General features: G+C 36.5%; 18 protein-coding genes and 1 rRNA gene. 9 read left to right on the forward strand and 10 right to left on the reverse strand.

Going from position 1 to position 17,560, the window contains the following annotated elements; translation table 11 throughout:
* Positions 1–201: 201 nt before the first annotated feature.
* The 3 genes from rrf (at position 202) to O0931_RS00015 (ending at position 2,632) form a co-directional block, all read left to right on the forward strand.
* A 5S ribosomal RNA gene (rrf, locus tag O0931_RS00005) occupies positions 202–313 on the forward strand.
* A gap of 284 nt (positions 314–597) precedes the next feature.
* Positions 598–756: a hypothetical protein gene (locus O0931_RS00010; RefSeq protein ID WP_269413510.1), complete on the forward strand. Its 159-nt coding sequence runs from the start codon at positions 598–600 to the stop codon at positions 754–756.
* A gap of 115 nt (positions 757–871) precedes the next feature.
* Positions 872–2,632, forward strand: a complete 1,761-nt coding sequence (locus O0931_RS00015; RefSeq protein ID WP_269413511.1) for a S8 family peptidase — start codon at positions 872–874, stop codon at positions 2,630–2,632.
* Between the two features lie 40 nt (positions 2,633–2,672).
* Here the strand turns inward: O0931_RS00015 and O0931_RS00020 are convergent, their stop codons facing one another.
* Genes O0931_RS00020 through O0931_RS00030 form a run of 3 tightly spaced genes read right to left on the reverse strand, consistent with a single transcriptional unit; the run spans position 2,673 to position 5,562 of the window.
* Positions 2,673–3,449 (reverse strand): polysaccharide deacetylase family protein, encoded by a 777-nt coding sequence (locus O0931_RS00020; protein WP_269413512.1) that lies wholly within the window; start codon positions 3,447–3,449, stop codon positions 2,673–2,675.
* Positions 3,449–4,381 (reverse strand): glycosyltransferase family 2 protein, encoded by a 933-nt coding sequence (locus tag O0931_RS00025; RefSeq protein WP_269413513.1) that lies wholly within the window; start codon positions 4,379–4,381, stop codon positions 3,449–3,451. The genes O0931_RS00020 and O0931_RS00025 overlap by 1 nt, the downstream gene beginning before the upstream one ends.
* Positions 4,378–5,562, reverse strand: a complete 1,185-nt coding sequence (locus tag O0931_RS00030) for a glycosyltransferase family 87 protein (protein WP_269413514.1) — start codon at positions 5,560–5,562, stop codon at positions 4,378–4,380. The genes O0931_RS00025 and O0931_RS00030 overlap by 4 nt, the downstream gene beginning before the upstream one ends.
* Before the next feature lie 139 nt (positions 5,563–5,701).
* Here O0931_RS00030 and O0931_RS00035 point away from each other — a divergent pair, with 139 nt between their 5' ends.
* From O0931_RS00035 to O0931_RS00055, 5 genes are all read left to right on the forward strand, one after another.
* Positions 5,702–7,177 carry a xylulokinase gene (locus tag O0931_RS00035; protein WP_269413515.1) on the forward strand — a complete coding sequence of 492 codons (1,476 nt, stop codon included), beginning with the start codon at positions 5,702–5,704 and terminating at the stop codon, positions 7,175–7,177.
* A 20-nt stretch (positions 7,178–7,197) separates the two neighbouring features.
* On the forward strand, positions 7,198–8,529 hold the full coding sequence (gene xylA / locus O0931_RS00040) for a xylose isomerase (RefSeq protein ID WP_269413516.1): 1,332 nt from the start codon (positions 7,198–7,200) through the stop codon (positions 8,527–8,529).
* Positions 8,530–8,532: 3 nt separating this feature from the next.
* Entirely contained in the window at positions 8,533–9,546 is a 1,014-nt protein-coding gene (locus O0931_RS00045; RefSeq protein WP_269413517.1) for a LacI family DNA-binding transcriptional regulator, read from the forward strand.
* A 366-nt stretch (positions 9,547–9,912) separates the two neighbouring features.
* Positions 9,913–10,533 carry a nicotinamide riboside transporter PnuC gene (pnuC, locus tag O0931_RS00050; protein ID WP_269413518.1) on the forward strand — a complete coding sequence of 207 codons (621 nt, stop codon included), beginning with the start codon at positions 9,913–9,915 and terminating at the stop codon, positions 10,531–10,533.
* A gap of 305 nt (positions 10,534–10,838) precedes the next feature.
* Complete coding sequence (locus O0931_RS00055; protein WP_269413519.1) at positions 10,839–11,921, forward strand: acyl-CoA dehydrogenase family protein; 1,083 nt, start codon at positions 10,839–10,841, stop codon at positions 11,919–11,921.
* Between the two features lie 2 nt (positions 11,922–11,923).
* On the opposite strand, the gene msrA is transcribed toward O0931_RS00055, so the two are convergent.
* From msrA to O0931_RS00090, 7 genes are all read right to left on the reverse strand, one after another.
* Positions 11,924–12,469 carry a peptide-methionine (S)-S-oxide reductase MsrA gene (gene msrA / locus O0931_RS00060; RefSeq protein WP_269413520.1) on the reverse strand — a complete coding sequence of 182 codons (546 nt, stop codon included), beginning with the start codon at positions 12,467–12,469 and terminating at the stop codon, positions 11,924–11,926.
* Between the two features lie 88 nt (positions 12,470–12,557).
* A complete protein-coding gene (locus O0931_RS00065; RefSeq protein ID WP_269413521.1) occupies positions 12,558–13,604 on the reverse strand; it encodes a hypothetical protein in 1,047 nt (348 codons plus the stop codon).
* A gap of 102 nt (positions 13,605–13,706) precedes the next feature.
* A complete protein-coding gene (locus tag O0931_RS00070) occupies positions 13,707–14,588 on the reverse strand; it encodes an RsmD family RNA methyltransferase (protein ID WP_269413522.1) in 882 nt (293 codons plus the stop codon).
* A 3-nt stretch (positions 14,589–14,591) separates the two neighbouring features.
* Positions 14,592–14,975 (reverse strand): type II toxin-antitoxin system VapC family toxin, encoded by a 384-nt coding sequence (locus tag O0931_RS00075; protein WP_269413523.1) that lies wholly within the window; start codon positions 14,973–14,975, stop codon positions 14,592–14,594.
* Positions 14,975–15,184, reverse strand: a complete 210-nt coding sequence (gene vapB / locus O0931_RS00080; protein WP_269413524.1) for a type II toxin-antitoxin system VapB family antitoxin — start codon at positions 15,182–15,184, stop codon at positions 14,975–14,977. The genes O0931_RS00075 and vapB overlap by 1 nt, the downstream gene beginning before the upstream one ends.
* A gap of 53 nt (positions 15,185–15,237) precedes the next feature.
* Positions 15,238–15,990, reverse strand: coding sequence for an ABC transporter ATP-binding protein (locus O0931_RS00085; RefSeq protein ID WP_269413525.1), 753 nt, complete (start codon positions 15,988–15,990; stop codon positions 15,238–15,240).
* A complete protein-coding gene (locus O0931_RS00090) occupies positions 15,990–16,724 on the reverse strand; it encodes an MlaE family ABC transporter permease (RefSeq protein ID WP_090498877.1) in 735 nt (244 codons plus the stop codon). Before O0931_RS00090 ends, O0931_RS00085 begins: the two co-directional genes overlap by 1 nt.
* A 145-nt stretch (positions 16,725–16,869) precedes the next feature.
* Between O0931_RS00090 and O0931_RS00095 the strand changes: the two genes are divergently transcribed.
* Positions 16,870–17,559, forward strand: a complete 690-nt coding sequence (locus O0931_RS00095; protein WP_269413526.1) for an SDR family oxidoreductase — start codon at positions 16,870–16,872, stop codon at positions 17,557–17,559.
* The last annotated feature ends 1 nt before the right edge of the window (position 17,560 follow it).

Consider the following 17,560-nt stretch of genomic DNA (forward strand, 5'->3'; position numbering starts at 1 on the left):
GTTACAGATGTAAAGCTGGTGACAGCACAGTCGAGTAATACTAATCATCCGAAGCTTTCAAAGCTAACACAACTTGTTGTTTGTTCTTCAAAACTAACTTCTTTCAATAATATGTCATTTAGTGGTAAGTACTGAGTACTTAGTAGATAGATAAGATGTCTAATTACTAACGACTAAATACTACATACTATTTAAAAATATTTAGGTGCCTATATCGGTGGTGTCCACCTCTTCCCATTCCGAACAGAGAAGTTAAGCCCACCAGAGCCGATGGTACTGCGGTAACACGTGGGAGAGTAGGTCGGTGCCAAATCTTAAAAGAAACCCTTTAACGGAAACGTTGAAGGGTTTTCTTGGTTTATAGGCTTTTCCATTTCTTCCCTCGGGATAGCTATCAGGGAGGCCGGTGCCAAATCTTAAAACCAAAACAGGCCTTTAACAAAAGCCCTTGCATTAACAACTGCAGGGGTTTCTTGGTTTAAAAGACTAAAGACCAAAGCCTAAAGACCAAAGACTAAAAACGAAAGGCGAAAAACGAAACCAAAACACAAGCCGAACGGTTTAGCGGTTAGCGGTAAACGTTGAGGTAAAGTTTACATGGAACTTGCAGTTGAAAATGCACTCCCATTGCATTGGCAACAACATAAAACCAAACAACCAGCGCCTGAACAACCAACAGAGTTAAAAGATGAGAGCGTGGTTAATGAGTTATTATCGGCGATGTCATTTCTGGATGCTAAACAACTAAACATCTAACCCACTAACCACCTAAGAACCTAACCAAAGGTTTGTTAAAATATGATAAAATTTTCGGGCTCAAGACAATAAAACCGTATTATTGCAGTATTACGTAAGTGTTAATATGACAAATATGAGTTTGAAGAAATTGCTATTTTTTTCTTTTTTATTATGCTTAAACACAATCACCTTTGCGCAGAGCAAGAATATACAGTTACCCGCAAATTGGTTTAACCTAGACTTGGTAGAAAACGGATTTTTTGGCATAAGCACGGAGAAAGCATATCGTGATATTCTGAAAAATAAAATCCCGAAACAGAAAGTAATTGTTGCTGTCATTGATGGAGGTGTCGATATTAGTCACCAGGATTTGAAAGACGTTTTATGGACAAATAAAAAAGAAATTCCAGGTAACGGCATTGATGATGACGGAAATGGTTATGTAGATGATATCCATGGCTGGAATTTTATTGGTTCAAAAAAAGGCAATCTCGAGTTTGATAATCTGGAACTCGTCAGGCTATTAAGAATATACACTCCAAAATACCAATCAACCACAAACTTGACGCCTTTAGACAGCACACAAAAAGAAGAGTTTAGGTTATATAAAAAAATGGTTGGCGATTTCGGTAAAAAATATGAAGATGCAAGTAATACATTTTCAGTATTAGTCGCAATAAATAAAGTGCTCGATTCTGTCGCTAAAACCAGTAAAAAAGAAATTCCTGCTTACGAAGACATTGAGCAATATAAGGCAGATGATGAAGTAGAGGAACAAGTAAAAACGATCATCAGAAAAGGTTCTAAAGATGATGGCAGTTTCGAAAAATTCTACAAAAACATTAAGGATGGTTATAAACAATATGATGCGATGTTGAAGTATAACCTAAATCCGAAATATGATATGCGGGCAGAACTTGTTGGTGATGACTATACTAACGCTAACCAAAGAAATTATGGAAATAATGATGTAAAAGGTCCGGATGCTTTACACGGCACACATGTTTCTGGAATTATCGGTGCAAATAGAACAAACACTTTAGGAGTAATGGGCGTTGCAAATAATGTTAGCATTATGGCCATAAGAGTTGTACCTACCGGCGACGAACGGGATAAAGATGTCGCTAATGGAATTCGATATGCTGTAGACAATGGCGCCAAAGTAATTAATATGAGTTTTGGCAAATCGTATAAATGGGATAAAAAGGCAGTTGATGAAGCGGTTAAATATGCAGAAAGTAAAGGTGTTTTATTAGTGCATGCGGCAGGAAATGATAATCAGAATAACGATATCGATGAGAATTATCCCAATAAGTTTTATGATAGTAAAGAAGCTGAAGCTTATAAATTAGCTCATAAAAAACCTTCTTTAGCTGATTTTATGCCACCAAAGAATGTACCTCAGAATAATGGGATGGGCATGAGACCACCAGTGGCTCGACCTGCAATTGTAAAGCCTGTTCCTTTAGATTCGACAAAATATGAACTTCCTCATGCATCAAACTGGATTGAAGTTGGTGCCAGTGCCTATAAAGATGATGACAATCTAAAAGCTGATTTTTCAAACTATGGAAAATATACCGTTGATGTTTTTGCGCCGGGATTCTTAATTAATTCTACAGCTCCGGATAACAAATATGAAGAACTGGACGGAACCAGCATGGCATCGCCGGTAGTTTCTGGTTTGGCAGCTTTAATTTTAAGCTATTATCCGGATTTAAAACCTGCTCAGGTTAGAGAAATTATAATGAAATCGGTTTCAAAAGTGCTGCACAAAGTGAAATACAAAAATGAAAAGGGTGAAAATGTTCGGGTTCCTTTTAGTGATGTTTGTGTAAGCGGAGGTATTGTGAATACTTACAATGCTTTGAAACTCGCAGAAACTTATAAATAATCCGGAATTAAACTGCAAACTTAAGGCTGTAAACCGGCTATTAATTTATGGTTTTAATGAAATCCTGAAAAGTGCCAAAAGGGTAGTTTTTTAATTTCATCCAAGATATCAAGCTTTCCATTCTTTCAATCATTTTATGCCCGGTATTTTTTCTTACATAGCCAGGAAATCCGAAGCGTTCAAAATCATCCAGATCAGTAAATTCCCACGGGTGAAAATAAATATTCAGGTATTTATCTTTTTTATATGTCCAGCTTACCAAAGATTTGTAAATGCTTAAGGGTAAGTTATGAAACGAAAGCCAGAATAATGGGAATCTGATCAGCGGACTTACCGAAGCAGGTATTTGCAATACGTTTTCTTTGGTGAAAAAAGTTCTTGAAATGTTCAGGTTATTGTACCTCCCGGGCAAAAATGTAGGATTAATTGATGTGTTATATGTATAGCCGGCTTTCTCAATTTCTTTTTCATCCACAGGCATCATTCTGGCCATTCTATATCCGGTTATTTCCTTCCCTGACAGTTCTTCCAGTTTTAATTTTGATTGAAGCAAATGTTCGGGTTTAAAATCAGAATGGTAATAACCATGAGATGCCAGTTCATGCCCCGTTTCTGTAATTCTTTTTATTAAGTCTGGGATGTTTTCTGCAAAAGTAACGGTACAAAAAAAAGTCGCTTTTACATCGTATTTATCTAAAATATGAAGTATGGAAATTGTTCCTGCCTTGGAAATTGTGATTTGATCTGCAAATGAGATATCCTTACCATATTCAAAAGGCATGTCGAATTCTTCAATGTCGAAACTTAAAAGCACCATTATTTTGCAGGTATATTTGTGGAACGGATAATATAATTTGGCCTGTTTTTAGACTGCATGAACATTTTACCTACGTAGATTCCTATAATACCTAAAATGATCAATTGTAGTCCTCCAAAGAAAACAATCGTCATAATTACCGATGCCCAACCTGAAACCTCTACATTATTTACAAATGCATAAATAATATAAGGTATATAAAGTATTGACGCAAATGATAAAATAAAGCCTAAGTAAACAGCTGAATAAAGCGGTTTGATGCTAAACGATGTAACACCATGCAAGGCAAGCCTAAACATTTTTTTGAGGGTATATTTGCTCTTACCTGAAAAACGTACAGCCGGATTGTACCTGATTGCATGTTGCTTAAAGCCCAACCATTTAACTAAACCCCTCAAGAAGGGTTCATTTTCATGAAAATTGCGAAAAACATTAACAACTTTTTGATCCAATAAACGGAAATCAGCTGCTCCAGCCTCTAATTCAATATCGGAAAGTGAGTTTAAAATTTTATAAAACATGCTGGAGGAATTTCTTTTTCCTTTCGACAGATTTGTATCTTCTGCTCTTATCGTGTACACAACTTCAAAACCTTCTTCCCATTTTTTCAGCATTTCGGGAATTACCTCAGGCGGGTGTTGCATATCGCAATCCATAGAAATTACGCAGTCGCCAAAAGCATTGTCCATGCCTGCTTTAACCGCTAACTGATGTCCGAAATTCTTTGAAAACTCTAAAAAAAAGATGTTATCTGCTGTTGCAGCATAATTTTTTACTTTTTCAAGTGTATCATCTGCACTTCCATCATCAACTATGATAAGTTCGTAATCGTAATTAATTGTTGTAAAAACCTTCTTAATACTTTCGGCAATTACAAATATATTATCGGCTTCGTTGTAGGCAGGAATAACAATAGAAACTAATTTTTTCATTTATCTGTAATCAAATAAGAGTCGAAATCTTCTTTCATCATTTGATAAATCAGGGTTAGCCAAATGATGATGCAAGGTAGGGCTTTGAGCGAATATAGACGAATAAATTCCTTCGCAACGCTTGGAAAAATATCGGTTGGCGACAAACTGGTTAATATAAATGCAAAAATAAAGAGCAAAATTACCCAGATATTTTTAGGATTTGGTTGTGTTACATACCAAATTGCAATACCTGCAAATGCAATAACATACGTAGGTGATTCTGAGCTGCTGCTGAAAATAACCGTGAAAATTAATGTTGAAGCAAGTAGCATTAGTCTAAAAGCTAGCTTTTTATATTGTTTGATTCGAAGGTATGGTAAAGTAAAAATTAAAACGCCTCCAATTAAAAATGGTGTGTTGGGTAGGTTAATATTTCCTGAAATCCGACGTGCCATGCCCATAACAGAAATATCCTGAAATGAATTTAGCGAAGCATTCACATCATTTTTATGAACTAAAGAATTGTACCAATCCTGATAAGAATGAATTATAAATGACGGTGATGAAATTACCATTGGTAAAGCAAATAAAATAAGAAAAGCGGAGAGGCAAGATAAAATAAACTTTAATTTATTTTCAGTGAAAAAGAAGAAGGCTAAACCAACAATGCCATACAATTTAACAAGCGTTCCAAACGCAATAAAAAAAGCAGACTGAACTTCTTTTTTCTTTAACAAATATGAAAAACCCAGCATGATTGTTCCGGTTAATGCAATATTAAACTGGAAACTAAATAAGGCAGTTAAGGCTTCATGGGCACAAATCCATGCAACAATAGCGCGTTTGTTTTCGGCTATCGGTAAACTGTAAATTCCCCAAAGCAATATTAGTACATTGGCTATATTCCATAATATCATGCCTAAGCCATCAGGAAGTATTGCAAATGGGGCTATAAATAGCGAAAATAACGGGCCATAATGATTGCTGTCCAGGTATTCCGGATAATTATCATATAGGTTCTGTAAATCTATAGTGTGCCAATAAACATATTTGAAAATAGAATAGTTATTGTACGCGTGATGTAAGTATTGTTTTCCTCCGGCAACTACTGCTAATAAAACATAAATAGAAACAATAAACTGCTTTTTTAGCAAGTACGTCGTAATCTTATTATAATTAACTTTTCTGAAAGCCTTCATTATGATTAGTGCCGCTAATATAAGAATTTAAAATCGATGAAGATGCTGAGCAAATATTCAATGATAAAATTTGACTTTTTGAAATTTAAATTTAACTTTATGCAACCGTTTGCATAAGGCTATATTTAACCAATTTTCTATGTATTTATTAGGTATCGATATTGGAACTTCATCTATAAAAGTTTCTGCAGTAGATATTCATACACAAAAGAGCGTTGCAACTGCTCAATATCCCGACGACGAAGCCGAGATAAAATCTGTTCAATCCGGATGGGCAGAACAATCGCCTGAAGACTGGTGGTCGAATACCCAAAAGGCCATTTCTAAATTGAATGCCACCGGGTTATTTGATCCCGAACAAATACGGGCAATTGGAATTGCCTACCAGATGCATGGATTAGTTGTCGTAGATAAAAATCAAAATATTTTAAGAGACAGTATTATCTGGTGCGATAGCAGAGCCGTAGCAATTGGTGAAAAAGCTTTTGATGAAATCGGCAATGAATTGTGCTTAAGTCATCTGCTAAACTCGCCCGGAAATTTTACAGCTTCAAAATTAGCCTGGGTAAAAAATAACGAACAGGAAATTTATAAAAAAATAGATAAGGTTATGCTGCCGGGAGATTTCATTGCAATGAAACTTACAGGTAAAGTTACTACAAGCATATCTGCACTCTCGGAAGGTATTTTCTGGGATTTTAAGGAAGATGAGGTATCTGAAGCTGTACTGGATTATTATGGAATCGACAGCAGATTAATCCCAGATTTATATCCTTTATTTTCTGAACATGGAAATTTGAAAGACGATATTGCTGCTCAACTGGGTTTAAAGAAAGGTATTCCGGTAGCTTATAAGTCTGGTGACCAACCAAATAATGCCTTATCTCTTAATGTATTAAAACCCGGAGAAGTGGCAGCTACTGCTGGTACCTCAGGCGTAATATATGGTGTTAGTGATGAGCTAACTTATGATTTACAGTCGAGGGTAAATACTTTCGCACATGTAACGTACTCAAAGGAAAATAAATATACAGGCGTTTTATTATGTATCAACGGTACAGGAAGCATGTATCGCTGGGCTAAAAATAATTTTGCACCACAAATACCCTATTCAGAATTAAATGTATCAGCTGCTTCTGCGCCGATTGGTAGCAGAGGAATTAAGGTTCTGCCATTTGGTAATGGAGCAGAACGTATGCTGGGAAATAAATATACGGGTGCCCAGTTTCTTGGAATAGATTTAAACATACATACCCAGGCTGATATTTTCAGAGCCGTACAAGAGGGAATTGCTTTTTCTTTTCGTTACGGATTAGATATCATGCGTGAGAACGGGATGGAGCCAAAAGTAATAAGAGCGGGTAAAGCAAACTTATTTTTAAGTACTGTTTTTACCCAAACTTTTGTAGATGTAACCGGTGTACCTGTTGAACTTTATGAAAACGATGGTAGTGTTGGTGCAGCACTTGGTGCAGGAATAGGCTCAGGGATTTTTGAAAATGCTGAAGCTGCATTTAAAAATCACGAGATGATTAAACGTGTGGAACCAAAAAATATCGCTGAATATGAACCTATTTACCAGGATTGGAAGAAAATTTTAATTAAAGCATTATAAGAACCACAAAATAAAATAATATGATAAAAGTAGTAACAGGCGACACAGAATTTTTTAAAGGAATTGAACAAATTAAGTTTGAAGGTTTAGGAAGCGATAATCCTTTGGCATTCAGATGGTACGAAGCAGATAAGATAGTTGCTGGCAAAACCATGAACGAACATTTTAAGTTTGCCTGTGCGTACTGGCATTCTTTTAATGGAAATGGAAGTGATCCTTTCGGCGGCGCAACACATGTTTTTCCGTGGGATGAAAAAAAAGATGCTATCGAAAGGGCAAAAGATAAAATGGATGCTGCGTTTGAATTCATCACAAAAATGCAAATTCCATATTATTGTTTCCATGATGTGGATGTAGTTGATTATGGTGATAATATAGCTGAAAATGAGCACAGACTACAAACACTGGTTGAGTATGCAAAGCAGAAACAAGCTGAAAGCGGTGTAAAATTGCTTTGGGGAACGGCAAATTTATTTAGCCATAAGCGTTACATGAATGGTGCTTCTACCAATCCCGATTTTCATGTATTGGCTCATGGAGCAGCACAGGTTAAAGCGGCTTTAGATGCAACAATTGCTTTAGGCGGTGAAAATTATGTTTTCTGGGGCGGAAGAGAAGGCTACATGAGTTTGCTTAATACAAACATGAAACGTGAGCAGGAACATTTAGCAAAATTTTTACACGCAGCTAAAGACTATGCCCGTAAAAATGGCTTTAAAGGAACTTTCTTCATCGAGCCAAAACCTTGCGAGCCTTCTAAGCACCAGTATGATTACGATGCCGCTACTGTTAAGGGCTTTTTGCAGCAATATGATTTGCTTAATGATTTTAAACTGAACCTGGAGGTAAACCATGCTACACTTGCCGGTCATACTTTTCAGCATGAATTGCAGGTAGCGGTTGATAATGGTTTACTGGGTTCTATTGATGCGAACCGTGGCGATTACCAAAACGGCTGGGATACGGATCAGTTTCCGAACGATATTAACGAGTTAACCGAAACCATGCTGATTATTTTAGAAGGTGGTGGTTTGCAGGGTGGTGGTGTAAACTTTGATGCAAAAATCCGCAGAAATTCTACCGACCCAAAAGATCTGTTTTATGCACATGTTGGTGGAATGGATATTTTTGCAAGGGCTTTAATTACTGCTGATGCCATCCTTCAGAAATCTGATTACAAAAAAATCAGAAGTGAGCGTTATTCATCATTTGATAGCGGAAAAGGTGCTGAGTTTGAACAAGGTAAATTATCTTTAGAAGATTTAAGAAATTTTGCTGCTGAAAATGGCGAACCTGAAGTGCGTAGCGGTAAACAGGAATATTTAGAAAATCTGATTAACAGATACATTTAATACTTGAAGAAAACTACAATATATGATATTGCAAAAGCCCTTAATGTAACTGTTTCTACAGTGTCGAGGGCTTTAAGCGGCTTTCCTGCGATTAGTGATTCGACCAGGAAAGCCGTTATTGAAACTGCAAAGCAATTGAACTATAGTCCTAATAAACTTGCTTCTGCATTAAAATCAGGGAAGACGTATACTATAGGTGTCATTGTTCCATCTGTTGAGGCGCATTTTTTTGCAACCATTATCGATAGTATTGAAGAAGGTTTAAAAGATGCCGGTTACCGTATTATTGTCTATCAATCTAAAGAATCGTTAACCAAGGAAATTGATGGGGTGAAAGCCCTTACAGAGGCACAAGTTGATGGGATAATTGCATCGATGTCTTTAGAAACCAATAATGTATCGCATTTTGAAGCATTTATCAACCAGGATAAACCACTTATTCTATTTGATAGGATTAATATGGCGCTGGAAGTGCCTACCATCACTTTAAATGATTTTAGAGCCGGTTTTATTGCTACTGAACACCTTTTAGTAAATGGTTATCAAAATATTGTATTTGTAACCACCACGCATCAGATTAAAATATTTGAAAACAGGTTGAAGGGCTATAAAGCAGCTTTGGAGGCTAACGGACTACCTGTAAATGAAGACAATATACTCTTCGGAGGTTTATCAATAGCAGATGGAAAAACTATTGGAACACAACTTTTAAAAAGAAAAAAAAGACCTGATGCCATTATTGCGGGCGACGATTTTACTGCACTTGGTATCATGCAGCAGCTGAAATCAGCTGGCATTACCCCGCCGGAAATTGGCATAATTGGGTTTGCCAATGAAACTTTTTCTGAATATGTTACGCCATCTTTGACTACAGTAGAACAATATCCGGCTAATATGGGAAAAGCTTGCGCTGAAATGTTTTTGGATATGATTCGCTCGCTCAAACCTTATGAAAACATTAAACATTTTGTAATTGAGCCTGTTGTAATCGCCCGGGGTTCGACGGCTAAAAAATAACCCTAATGATTTGTGGCTTTTAATGAGCATAACAGAGTGAGGTTAATTATTAGATGAGCGGAATTCCCAATAAAATCAGAAATTTTCAATTTAAAAACTATATTTGCCTTACTCAAAGGGGTGCTTTTTGATTTAGCGGTTTCTGATGCTATTCAAAGGGCTGAGATTACACCCATTTAAGAGGCTTAAGGCAAAAGGCTTAAGGTTTAGGGTTTTCACCTTATGCCTTAAACCTCAAAACCTTTCACCTTTTAATGCACCTGATTCGGATAATGCCGACGTAGGGAAGAGGTTAATTTACAATGCTGTTTCGCCCTGAAAGCAGTTTTCAATTTTTTTATTGGTCGAAAGACAAAAATATTGTAAATGAATTTTCAAGAGTGGTTCAGGCTTTTCACGGTGCAAATTTTGCATACATCATTAATTGAGTGGCTGGCTGTTGGCTTTGGCATTTCCGAAGTTTTGCTGGCAAAGAAAAATAGCATCTGGTTATACCCTACCGGAATAATTTCTATTTTGCTATCCATGTTTCTTCTATTGAATGTAAAACTTTACGCAGAAACGCTGTTGAGTATTTATTATTTAGTGATGAGTGTTTATGGTTGGGTAATCTGGAAAAAACGCAAACTGGAAGGTGAAAATCAAGTTTCCTGGAGTACGAATAAGGAATTACTTATTGCGGTTTTAATCTCTGTCGCTGGTTTCTTCGTTTTCTACTTCGTTCTGAGAAATCATACTGATTCTGATGTACCATTACTCGATGCTTTTGTTTCATCAACAGCCTGGGCTGGAATGTGGCTACTGGCAAAACGAAAAATAGAAAACTGGATTTTTCTAAACATATCAAATATCGTAGCGATTCCATTATTGGTTCATAAAAAGTTACCACTGATGGCTTGTTTAACAATTTTTCTTTTTGTGGTGGCCATTTTTGGATTTATGGACTGGAAGAAAATTATTGGAAGGCGAAAATTAAGCGCAATTTAGGTTCGCCGCAGATTCGCAGATTATTTAATTTAATCCAAGAATCTGTGGCAAAAACAAAAAGAGCTATTGCCATTAATACAATATTAGCAACAAAATGTAAATCATAAGAAATTAAGCTTAATCCTTCTGTGATTTCAGTGTTTTAGTGGCAAATGATAGAAATTAGTTGGCATAAGCGAATGGCAACGGGCGCATAGATTGACACGGAAGTAAATATAATTTTCTGTGAATTCCGTGTTTCTGTGGCAAGTAATATAGGAATATGAAAACATTTTAATCAGAAAATCTGTGGCAAAAAATGCGATATGAATAATGTAGTAACACAAACCTGGCAGGAAAAAGTAAGTGAATTCGCCGCTCAATCTGAAGAAATGGGCGAATTGCATCCGGAGATTTTAGAACTGGCTTACCAGGAGGGTTGGTTTAAACTTTTTGTGCCGGAAATTTATGGCGGACCAGGAAAAAAACTTCCGGAAATATTAAGATTAGAAGAAGCCTTAGCTGAAGCAGATGGCAGCTTAGGTTGGACCATTACGCTTTGTGCAGGTGCAGCGTGGTTTGCAGGATTTTTAAATCCGGGTTTAGCAAAAGAAATTTTAGCGGATAGACAAGTATGTTTTGCCGGTAGCGGTGCTGTAGGCGGTACAGCTACAAGAACAGTGCATGGATATTTAATTAACGGGTATTGGAAATACGCCAGCGGTGCTTTACACGCTACCATTTTCACGGCGAACTGTATCCTAAAAAATAATGATGGAACCGATATCCTGGATGAAGATGGAAATCCGGAAGTAATGTCCTTTATCCTTAAAAAAGACGAAGTCGAAATTCTTTCCGGCTGGTCTTATTTTGGCTTAATTGCAACCGGAAGCCATGCTTTTAAGGTGCATGATTTAGTTGTTCCGGAGAACAGAACTTTTAAAATAAATAATACTATCGAAATCGCTGATGAGGGATTTGATTATCCGTTTTTGCAACTGGCAGAAACCACATTAGCCGTTAATAGTTTAGGTATGGCTAATCATTTTATTAGGTTGGTTGAAGAAGCATTTTTCTCCCGCTCAGGGTTGAAACGATACAGTGAAAGGCAAATTGATTTTTTCAATAAGGAATTGAATAAATGCAAGAAAGAAGTGCTGGATTTAAAAAATCATTTTTATAAGGTATTCGATGAGTCATGGCAGCAGCTAATCGAAACAGGTATTATCAGTGAGGCTATACTTTCGGAAGTGAGTTTAATAAGCCGAAGACTGGCTCATGTCTGTAGAAAAGCAACAGATACACTTTTTCCGTATTGCGGTTTGGAAGCTGCAAAAAAAGAATCAGAGATAAACCGGGTTTGGAGAGATATACATACTGCGAGTCAACATGCTTTATTAACTTTTTAGCATTAATCACCATGTAGTTCCGGTTTAATTTTATCCTTAAACTCCTGTACAAACTTATCAAGTTTAGGCTGAATCACAAATGTGCAATAGGGTTTTTCATGATTTTTACCGAAATAGTTTTGATGATAGTCTTCTGCATCATAAAATTCTGAAACAGGGCTCAACTCGGTGATGATCGGCTTATCGAAAATGTTATCACGTGTTAAATCATCTATAATTTTTTCGGTTTGCTGTTTTTGTTCTTTGGTACTGTAAAAAACTACTGAACGATATTGTATACCGCGATCATCATCCTGTCGGTTCAGCAAGGTTGGATTATGTATTTTGAAGAAAACCAATAGCAGCTCGTTAAAAGAGATTTGATTTTCATCAAAATCAATTTGAATTACTTCTGCATGCCCGGTATCTCCATTAGCGATTTCCATATAGGTTGGGTGTTTTAATTCGCCACCCATATAGCCCGATACTATCTTTTCTACGCCTTTTAAAGTTTTAAAAACAGCTTCTGTACACCAAAAGCATCCTCCACCAAATATTGCTGTCTGCATATTTCTAATAACGAAAATAGGAGTCTTAAGGTTTTACTGTGTACAAAAAAGCCTCTTAGTTTAATTAAGAGGCTTTGGTCATTTACTATTATTGATACTGAATATATATCGGTTTCGGCGTAAGTTTCAATAACTCTTCAGGTGTTAGCAAACGCTTTGGTTCTTTTTTTAAGTCGTTTTTGTAGAATAACTTAAAACCTGTAAACTGAACAGGTTCGCTTTGAATAAAGTGCCTGTAAGTTCCTTTTTTCAATTCAGGTTCACCCCAACCATCCATGTGTATTACCACCTGAACTTCAGGGCGTAATTTAATGTTTTGAGAATTGGTTACCATTTTCTTTGTAAAACGATGCAGAACGAAAACTTTTGGAGGTAAATTGTATTTCTTTACAAGGTCAGCTAAAAATCCGGTTACGTAATTAACGTCTGTTGCATCGTAAGTTCCGATCTTTTTGCCTGGTAAGGAGCCATCTTTCATTGAAAATTCGGGATCAATACCTAAATGAACATATGGTAACTGCAGGTATTTTTCGATATGAGGAAGTTCTGCTTTTATTGTGCTTAAAGCAACCTGTAAGTCTAAAAACACGATTGTATTTGGCTGCATTTTTGCGATTTTTAAAACCGAATCAATTTGTTTATCACCCATACGGTTTATGTATTTACCATCTTTACCTGGTGTTCCGCTGGCTACCGCAGCAATATAATGTAAACCCGGCTGAACTGGTGTGGTTGGATCTGCTTTTTCCCAGCGTTTAACTTCCGTATTTAAGCGTTGCAGCATTTCTTTAGGCGCATACTCGCCAAGTGCACCCATTTTTTTGGAGTGCAGGTTTCCATAATAAACTACGATACGTTTAAAGGGCAAAATAGCACCTGCAAGCGGATATGGTTGTTTTTTGACAGGCCATTTGCCGGTTGTGTCTCCATTTGCCAGTTTATTTACTAAAGAATCATAAAGTTTCGGATCAACGGGCTTCATTACGTTTACAGTAGAATCGGTTTTCTTTTTTGTACTGTCTGATGAGAACATTTTACCAATGCCACCGCTTTTGCCATCTGAATTACAATTGGCAAATAAAGTGATTGCGGCAAAACCAAGTATTACGGCGCCCGCTAACTGAGGAAATTTCATAGATATATTTATAGATAATTAATGTTTAGACAGTTTTTCCGAATCTGTTTGTGTATGAAAATAGAATGGAAAACCCATAGTTCAAAATAAAGTATTCAACATTTACACATTACAGAATTTGCCGAAAACGCCTAAAGGAAGTTTAATGCCTGCAGTGGCCTGAAGATATAATTCACCGGTTTCTAAATTTGTAACTTTAGGGAATGAGGTACGAATTAAATTTTCTACAATTACAGAAGAAAATCCGAGCGAATAGGTATTTAAAATTAAAAAGTGTTCTTTTTCATCTAAAAGTTGAACCACATCCTGCATCATTTCCTGTATATGGTCTTCCAGTTTCCATTTTTCTCCATTTGGTCCGTGGCCATAAGCAGGTGGATCTAAGATAATACCATTGTATTTCTTACCTCTTTTAAGTTCTTTTTTAACAAATTTAAGGGCGTCTTCAACCATCCATCTTGTGTTTTTTAAACCCGAAAGTTCCTGGTTTTCGTTTGCCCAGGTGACCACTTGTTTAATCGAGTCGACATGGGTCGTTTCAGCGCCGGCAGCGTTTGCGATTAATGAAGCAGCGCCTGTGTATGCAAAGAGGTTTAAGACTTTTGGCTGAGGTGTTTTAAACTTTTTAATGGATGAAGAAATAAAATCCCAGTTTACCGCCTGCTCCGGGAAAACACCTACATGTTTAAAAGAGGTTAGACCAAGGCGAAGTTTAATCGCAACTTCATTGTTTTTATAGTCTACGTGCCAGCGATCGGGTGTTGCAGGATTTTTCTTAACCCATTCGCCTGAAGTTGCCGAACGGCCCCTGAACGTGATGTTAGCAGTTTTTTTCCATTCCTGTTCGGATAGTGTTTTTTTCCAAACCGCCTGTGGTTCAGGCCTGATTAGGGTTACGTTTCCGAAACGTTCTAATTTTTCAAAATCCCCGCAATCAATCAGTTCATAATCTTTCCAGTGTGTTGGGGCAAGTAGTTGTATCATTTATTAAAGTAACTTTAAATTTGGATAATTTCTGATGTATTGATCATCACTTATAATCGTTAAATCTTCCGCAATTGCCTGCGAGATGATCATTCTGTCAAACGGATCTTTATGAATTAAAGGAAGGGCTGAATAAATTTTAAAATTATGTTCTTTTAGGTCAAGAATTTTTATGTTATAATTGCTCAAAAGAATATAAATAGAATTTACATCATCTTTTAATTTCAGTTTACCAATATTCATCTTGATAACAATTTCCCAAATACTTACGATACTAAGGTATATATCAGTATTTGGATTATTAATTACATTAACGGTTTCTTTCTGGATAGATTTATCGCCATTAATAAAAAACAAGAAAATATGAGTGTCCAACAAGAAGCGCATTACATGTAATCTTTAAGATCATCTAATGGCTCATTAAAATCATCCGCTATATAAATAATAGTACCCCTTGCAGCTCCATATAAATTTTTCGGTTCTTCTGCTAAATTTGACTTCCTGTCTGATTCAGGAGGATATTTAGCATGCTTGGTTTTCAAAAAATCAATAAAATCTTCTACCTCATTTACCATGCTTTCTGGTAAGGTTTCCAATTTGTTGATAATATTTTTTGTAGCCGTAGTCATATTCAAATATAAGAATTTTCTTAAAACTTATCTTTTGCAGCTTTCATAAAACGGCTGGCAAATACAAAATCATTAAGTTCTTTAATATCTGTATGCGCAATTTCCTTATTGCTTCCTTCCCAGAATTTTTTTCCTTCGTGCAGGAATAAGATATAGTCGCCGATTCCCATTACAGAGTTCATGTCGTGCGTAACTACAATGGTCGTTGTTTTAAACTCTTCAGTTAATTCCTGAATCAGTTCGTCAATAACAATTGATGTTTTTGGATCCAGGCCGGAATTAGGTTCATCACAAAATAAATATTTAGGATTCATGGAAATGGCACGGGCAATACCGACACGTTTTTTCATTCCACCTGATAATTCAGCCGGGAACAAGTTGTTTTTTCCGGCCAGATTTACCCTCTCCAAACAAAAATTTACGCGTTCAATTTTTTCTTTACGGGTTTGATCGGTAAACATGTTCAGTGGAAACATAATATTGTCTTCAACAGTCATGCTATCGAACAGCGCCGATCCCTGAAAAAGCATTCCGATTTCTTTACGAACCTCGATGCGTTGTTCGTAGGTCATTGGTGTGAAATCACGCCCATCGTATAAAACAGAGCCTGAATCTGGTTGATGTAAACCAACCATACATTTAAGTAAAGTTGTTTTACCCGAGCCTGAACCACCAATAATTAAATTCGTAACGCCTTCCTCAAACTTACCGGAAATGCCTTTTAAAACTTCATTTCCGGAAAATGACTTATAAATATCTTTAACTTCAATCATTACAATAATAGTTGAGTAACCAAATAATCGCAAACGAGGATAGAAATACAGCTGATTACAACTGCTCTGGTACTGGCTTGTGAAACTTCTAACGCTCCGCCACGAACATAAAAACCCTCATAAGCCGGAACTGATGTAATAATGAAACCAAAAACAAATGCTTTAACCAGGGCAACAACAATCGTGTATGGATTAAAGTCTGTTGTGATGCCTTGCATATATTCAGCAGGCGTTACAGCGCCAGAGATGGAGCCACCAATATAACCGCCAGTAATGCTCAGGAACATAGAAATGATAACCAGCATGGGTACCATGGTTATGCCGGAAATAATTTTAGGAAGAATCAGATAACCCGGTGCGTTAATACCCATTATTTCTAAAGCATCAATCTGCTCGGTAACCCGCATCGAACCAATTTCCGAAGAGATGGCTGAACCGATTTTCCCCGCCAAAACAATTGCACTGATGGTAGGACTCAGTTCCAGAATACTCGAATCCCGGTTTACAGAACCTATAATCGTTTTTGGTATGAAATCACTAACCAGCTGGAAGGCAATTTGTAAGGTCATTACGGCACCAATAAAAGTTGAAATGATGGCAATTAAACCTAGAGAACCAACGCCAACGTAATCCATTTGCTTTGCTATTTCTTTAAGGTATATCTTCAGTTTTTCCGGCTTTCTGAATACAGATTTGAGCAGCAGTATGTACCTGCCGAAATTGGTAAAATTCATTCCGTATGTATTTCTTAATTTAAATGTTAGTATGTGCTACTACAAAGAAACGATAAAAATGTTGTTGTGCTTTGTTAATTGCAAAAATATTCGTGGTTTTAAATATAAATATGGTTTTTTGCTTACAAAAATTAAACCATAAAATATGAAGGCTGTAATAACCGGAGCAACAAAAGGCATTGGAAAAGCAATAGCAATAAAATTGTGGGAAAACGGGTATGACCTGGCACTTGTTGCCAGAAATATAAATGAACTGGAAAAACTTCGTGATGCCTTATTCATAACCGGCAGAACGCTTTTAATTTATGCTGTAGATTGTGCCCTTAAGGAAGATGTTTCTCGTTTTCTGAATACCATTGAGCAAGAGTTTGGCTTTGCTGAGGTTTTGGTAAACAATGTAGGGGCTTTTTTACCAGGCAGTATGCTCGATGAAGAAGATGAAACTTTTGAAAAGCAACAAAATACAAACGTTAATTCAAATTATTACATCAGCAAATTTTTTGGTAAAAAAATGCGTTCTGAGCAACGTGGGCACATCTTCAACATTTGTTCGGTAGCCAGTAAAGCACCGGTAAAAAATGGTGGGAGTTATAGTGTAACAAAAGCAGCGATGTTAAGTCTTAATCATGTATTGCGGCAAGAGTTAGCACCACACCATGTTAAGGTAACTGCTTTTTTACCAGGTCCTACAAAAACTTCATCCTGGGAAGGAACTACGATTCCTGATGAGAAATTTGTACAACCAGAAGACTTAGCAGAAACTTTGTTTACCATTTTAAACTTAAGTAAAGGGGTAAATGTTGATGAAGTGCTGATTACACCGCTTGATTTTTAAA

This window comes from Pedobacter rhodius (genome assembly GCF_027213645.1).
In the GTDB taxonomy this organism is placed as follows: Bacteria; Bacteroidota; Bacteroidia; order Sphingobacteriales; family Sphingobacteriaceae; genus Pedobacter; species Pedobacter rhodius.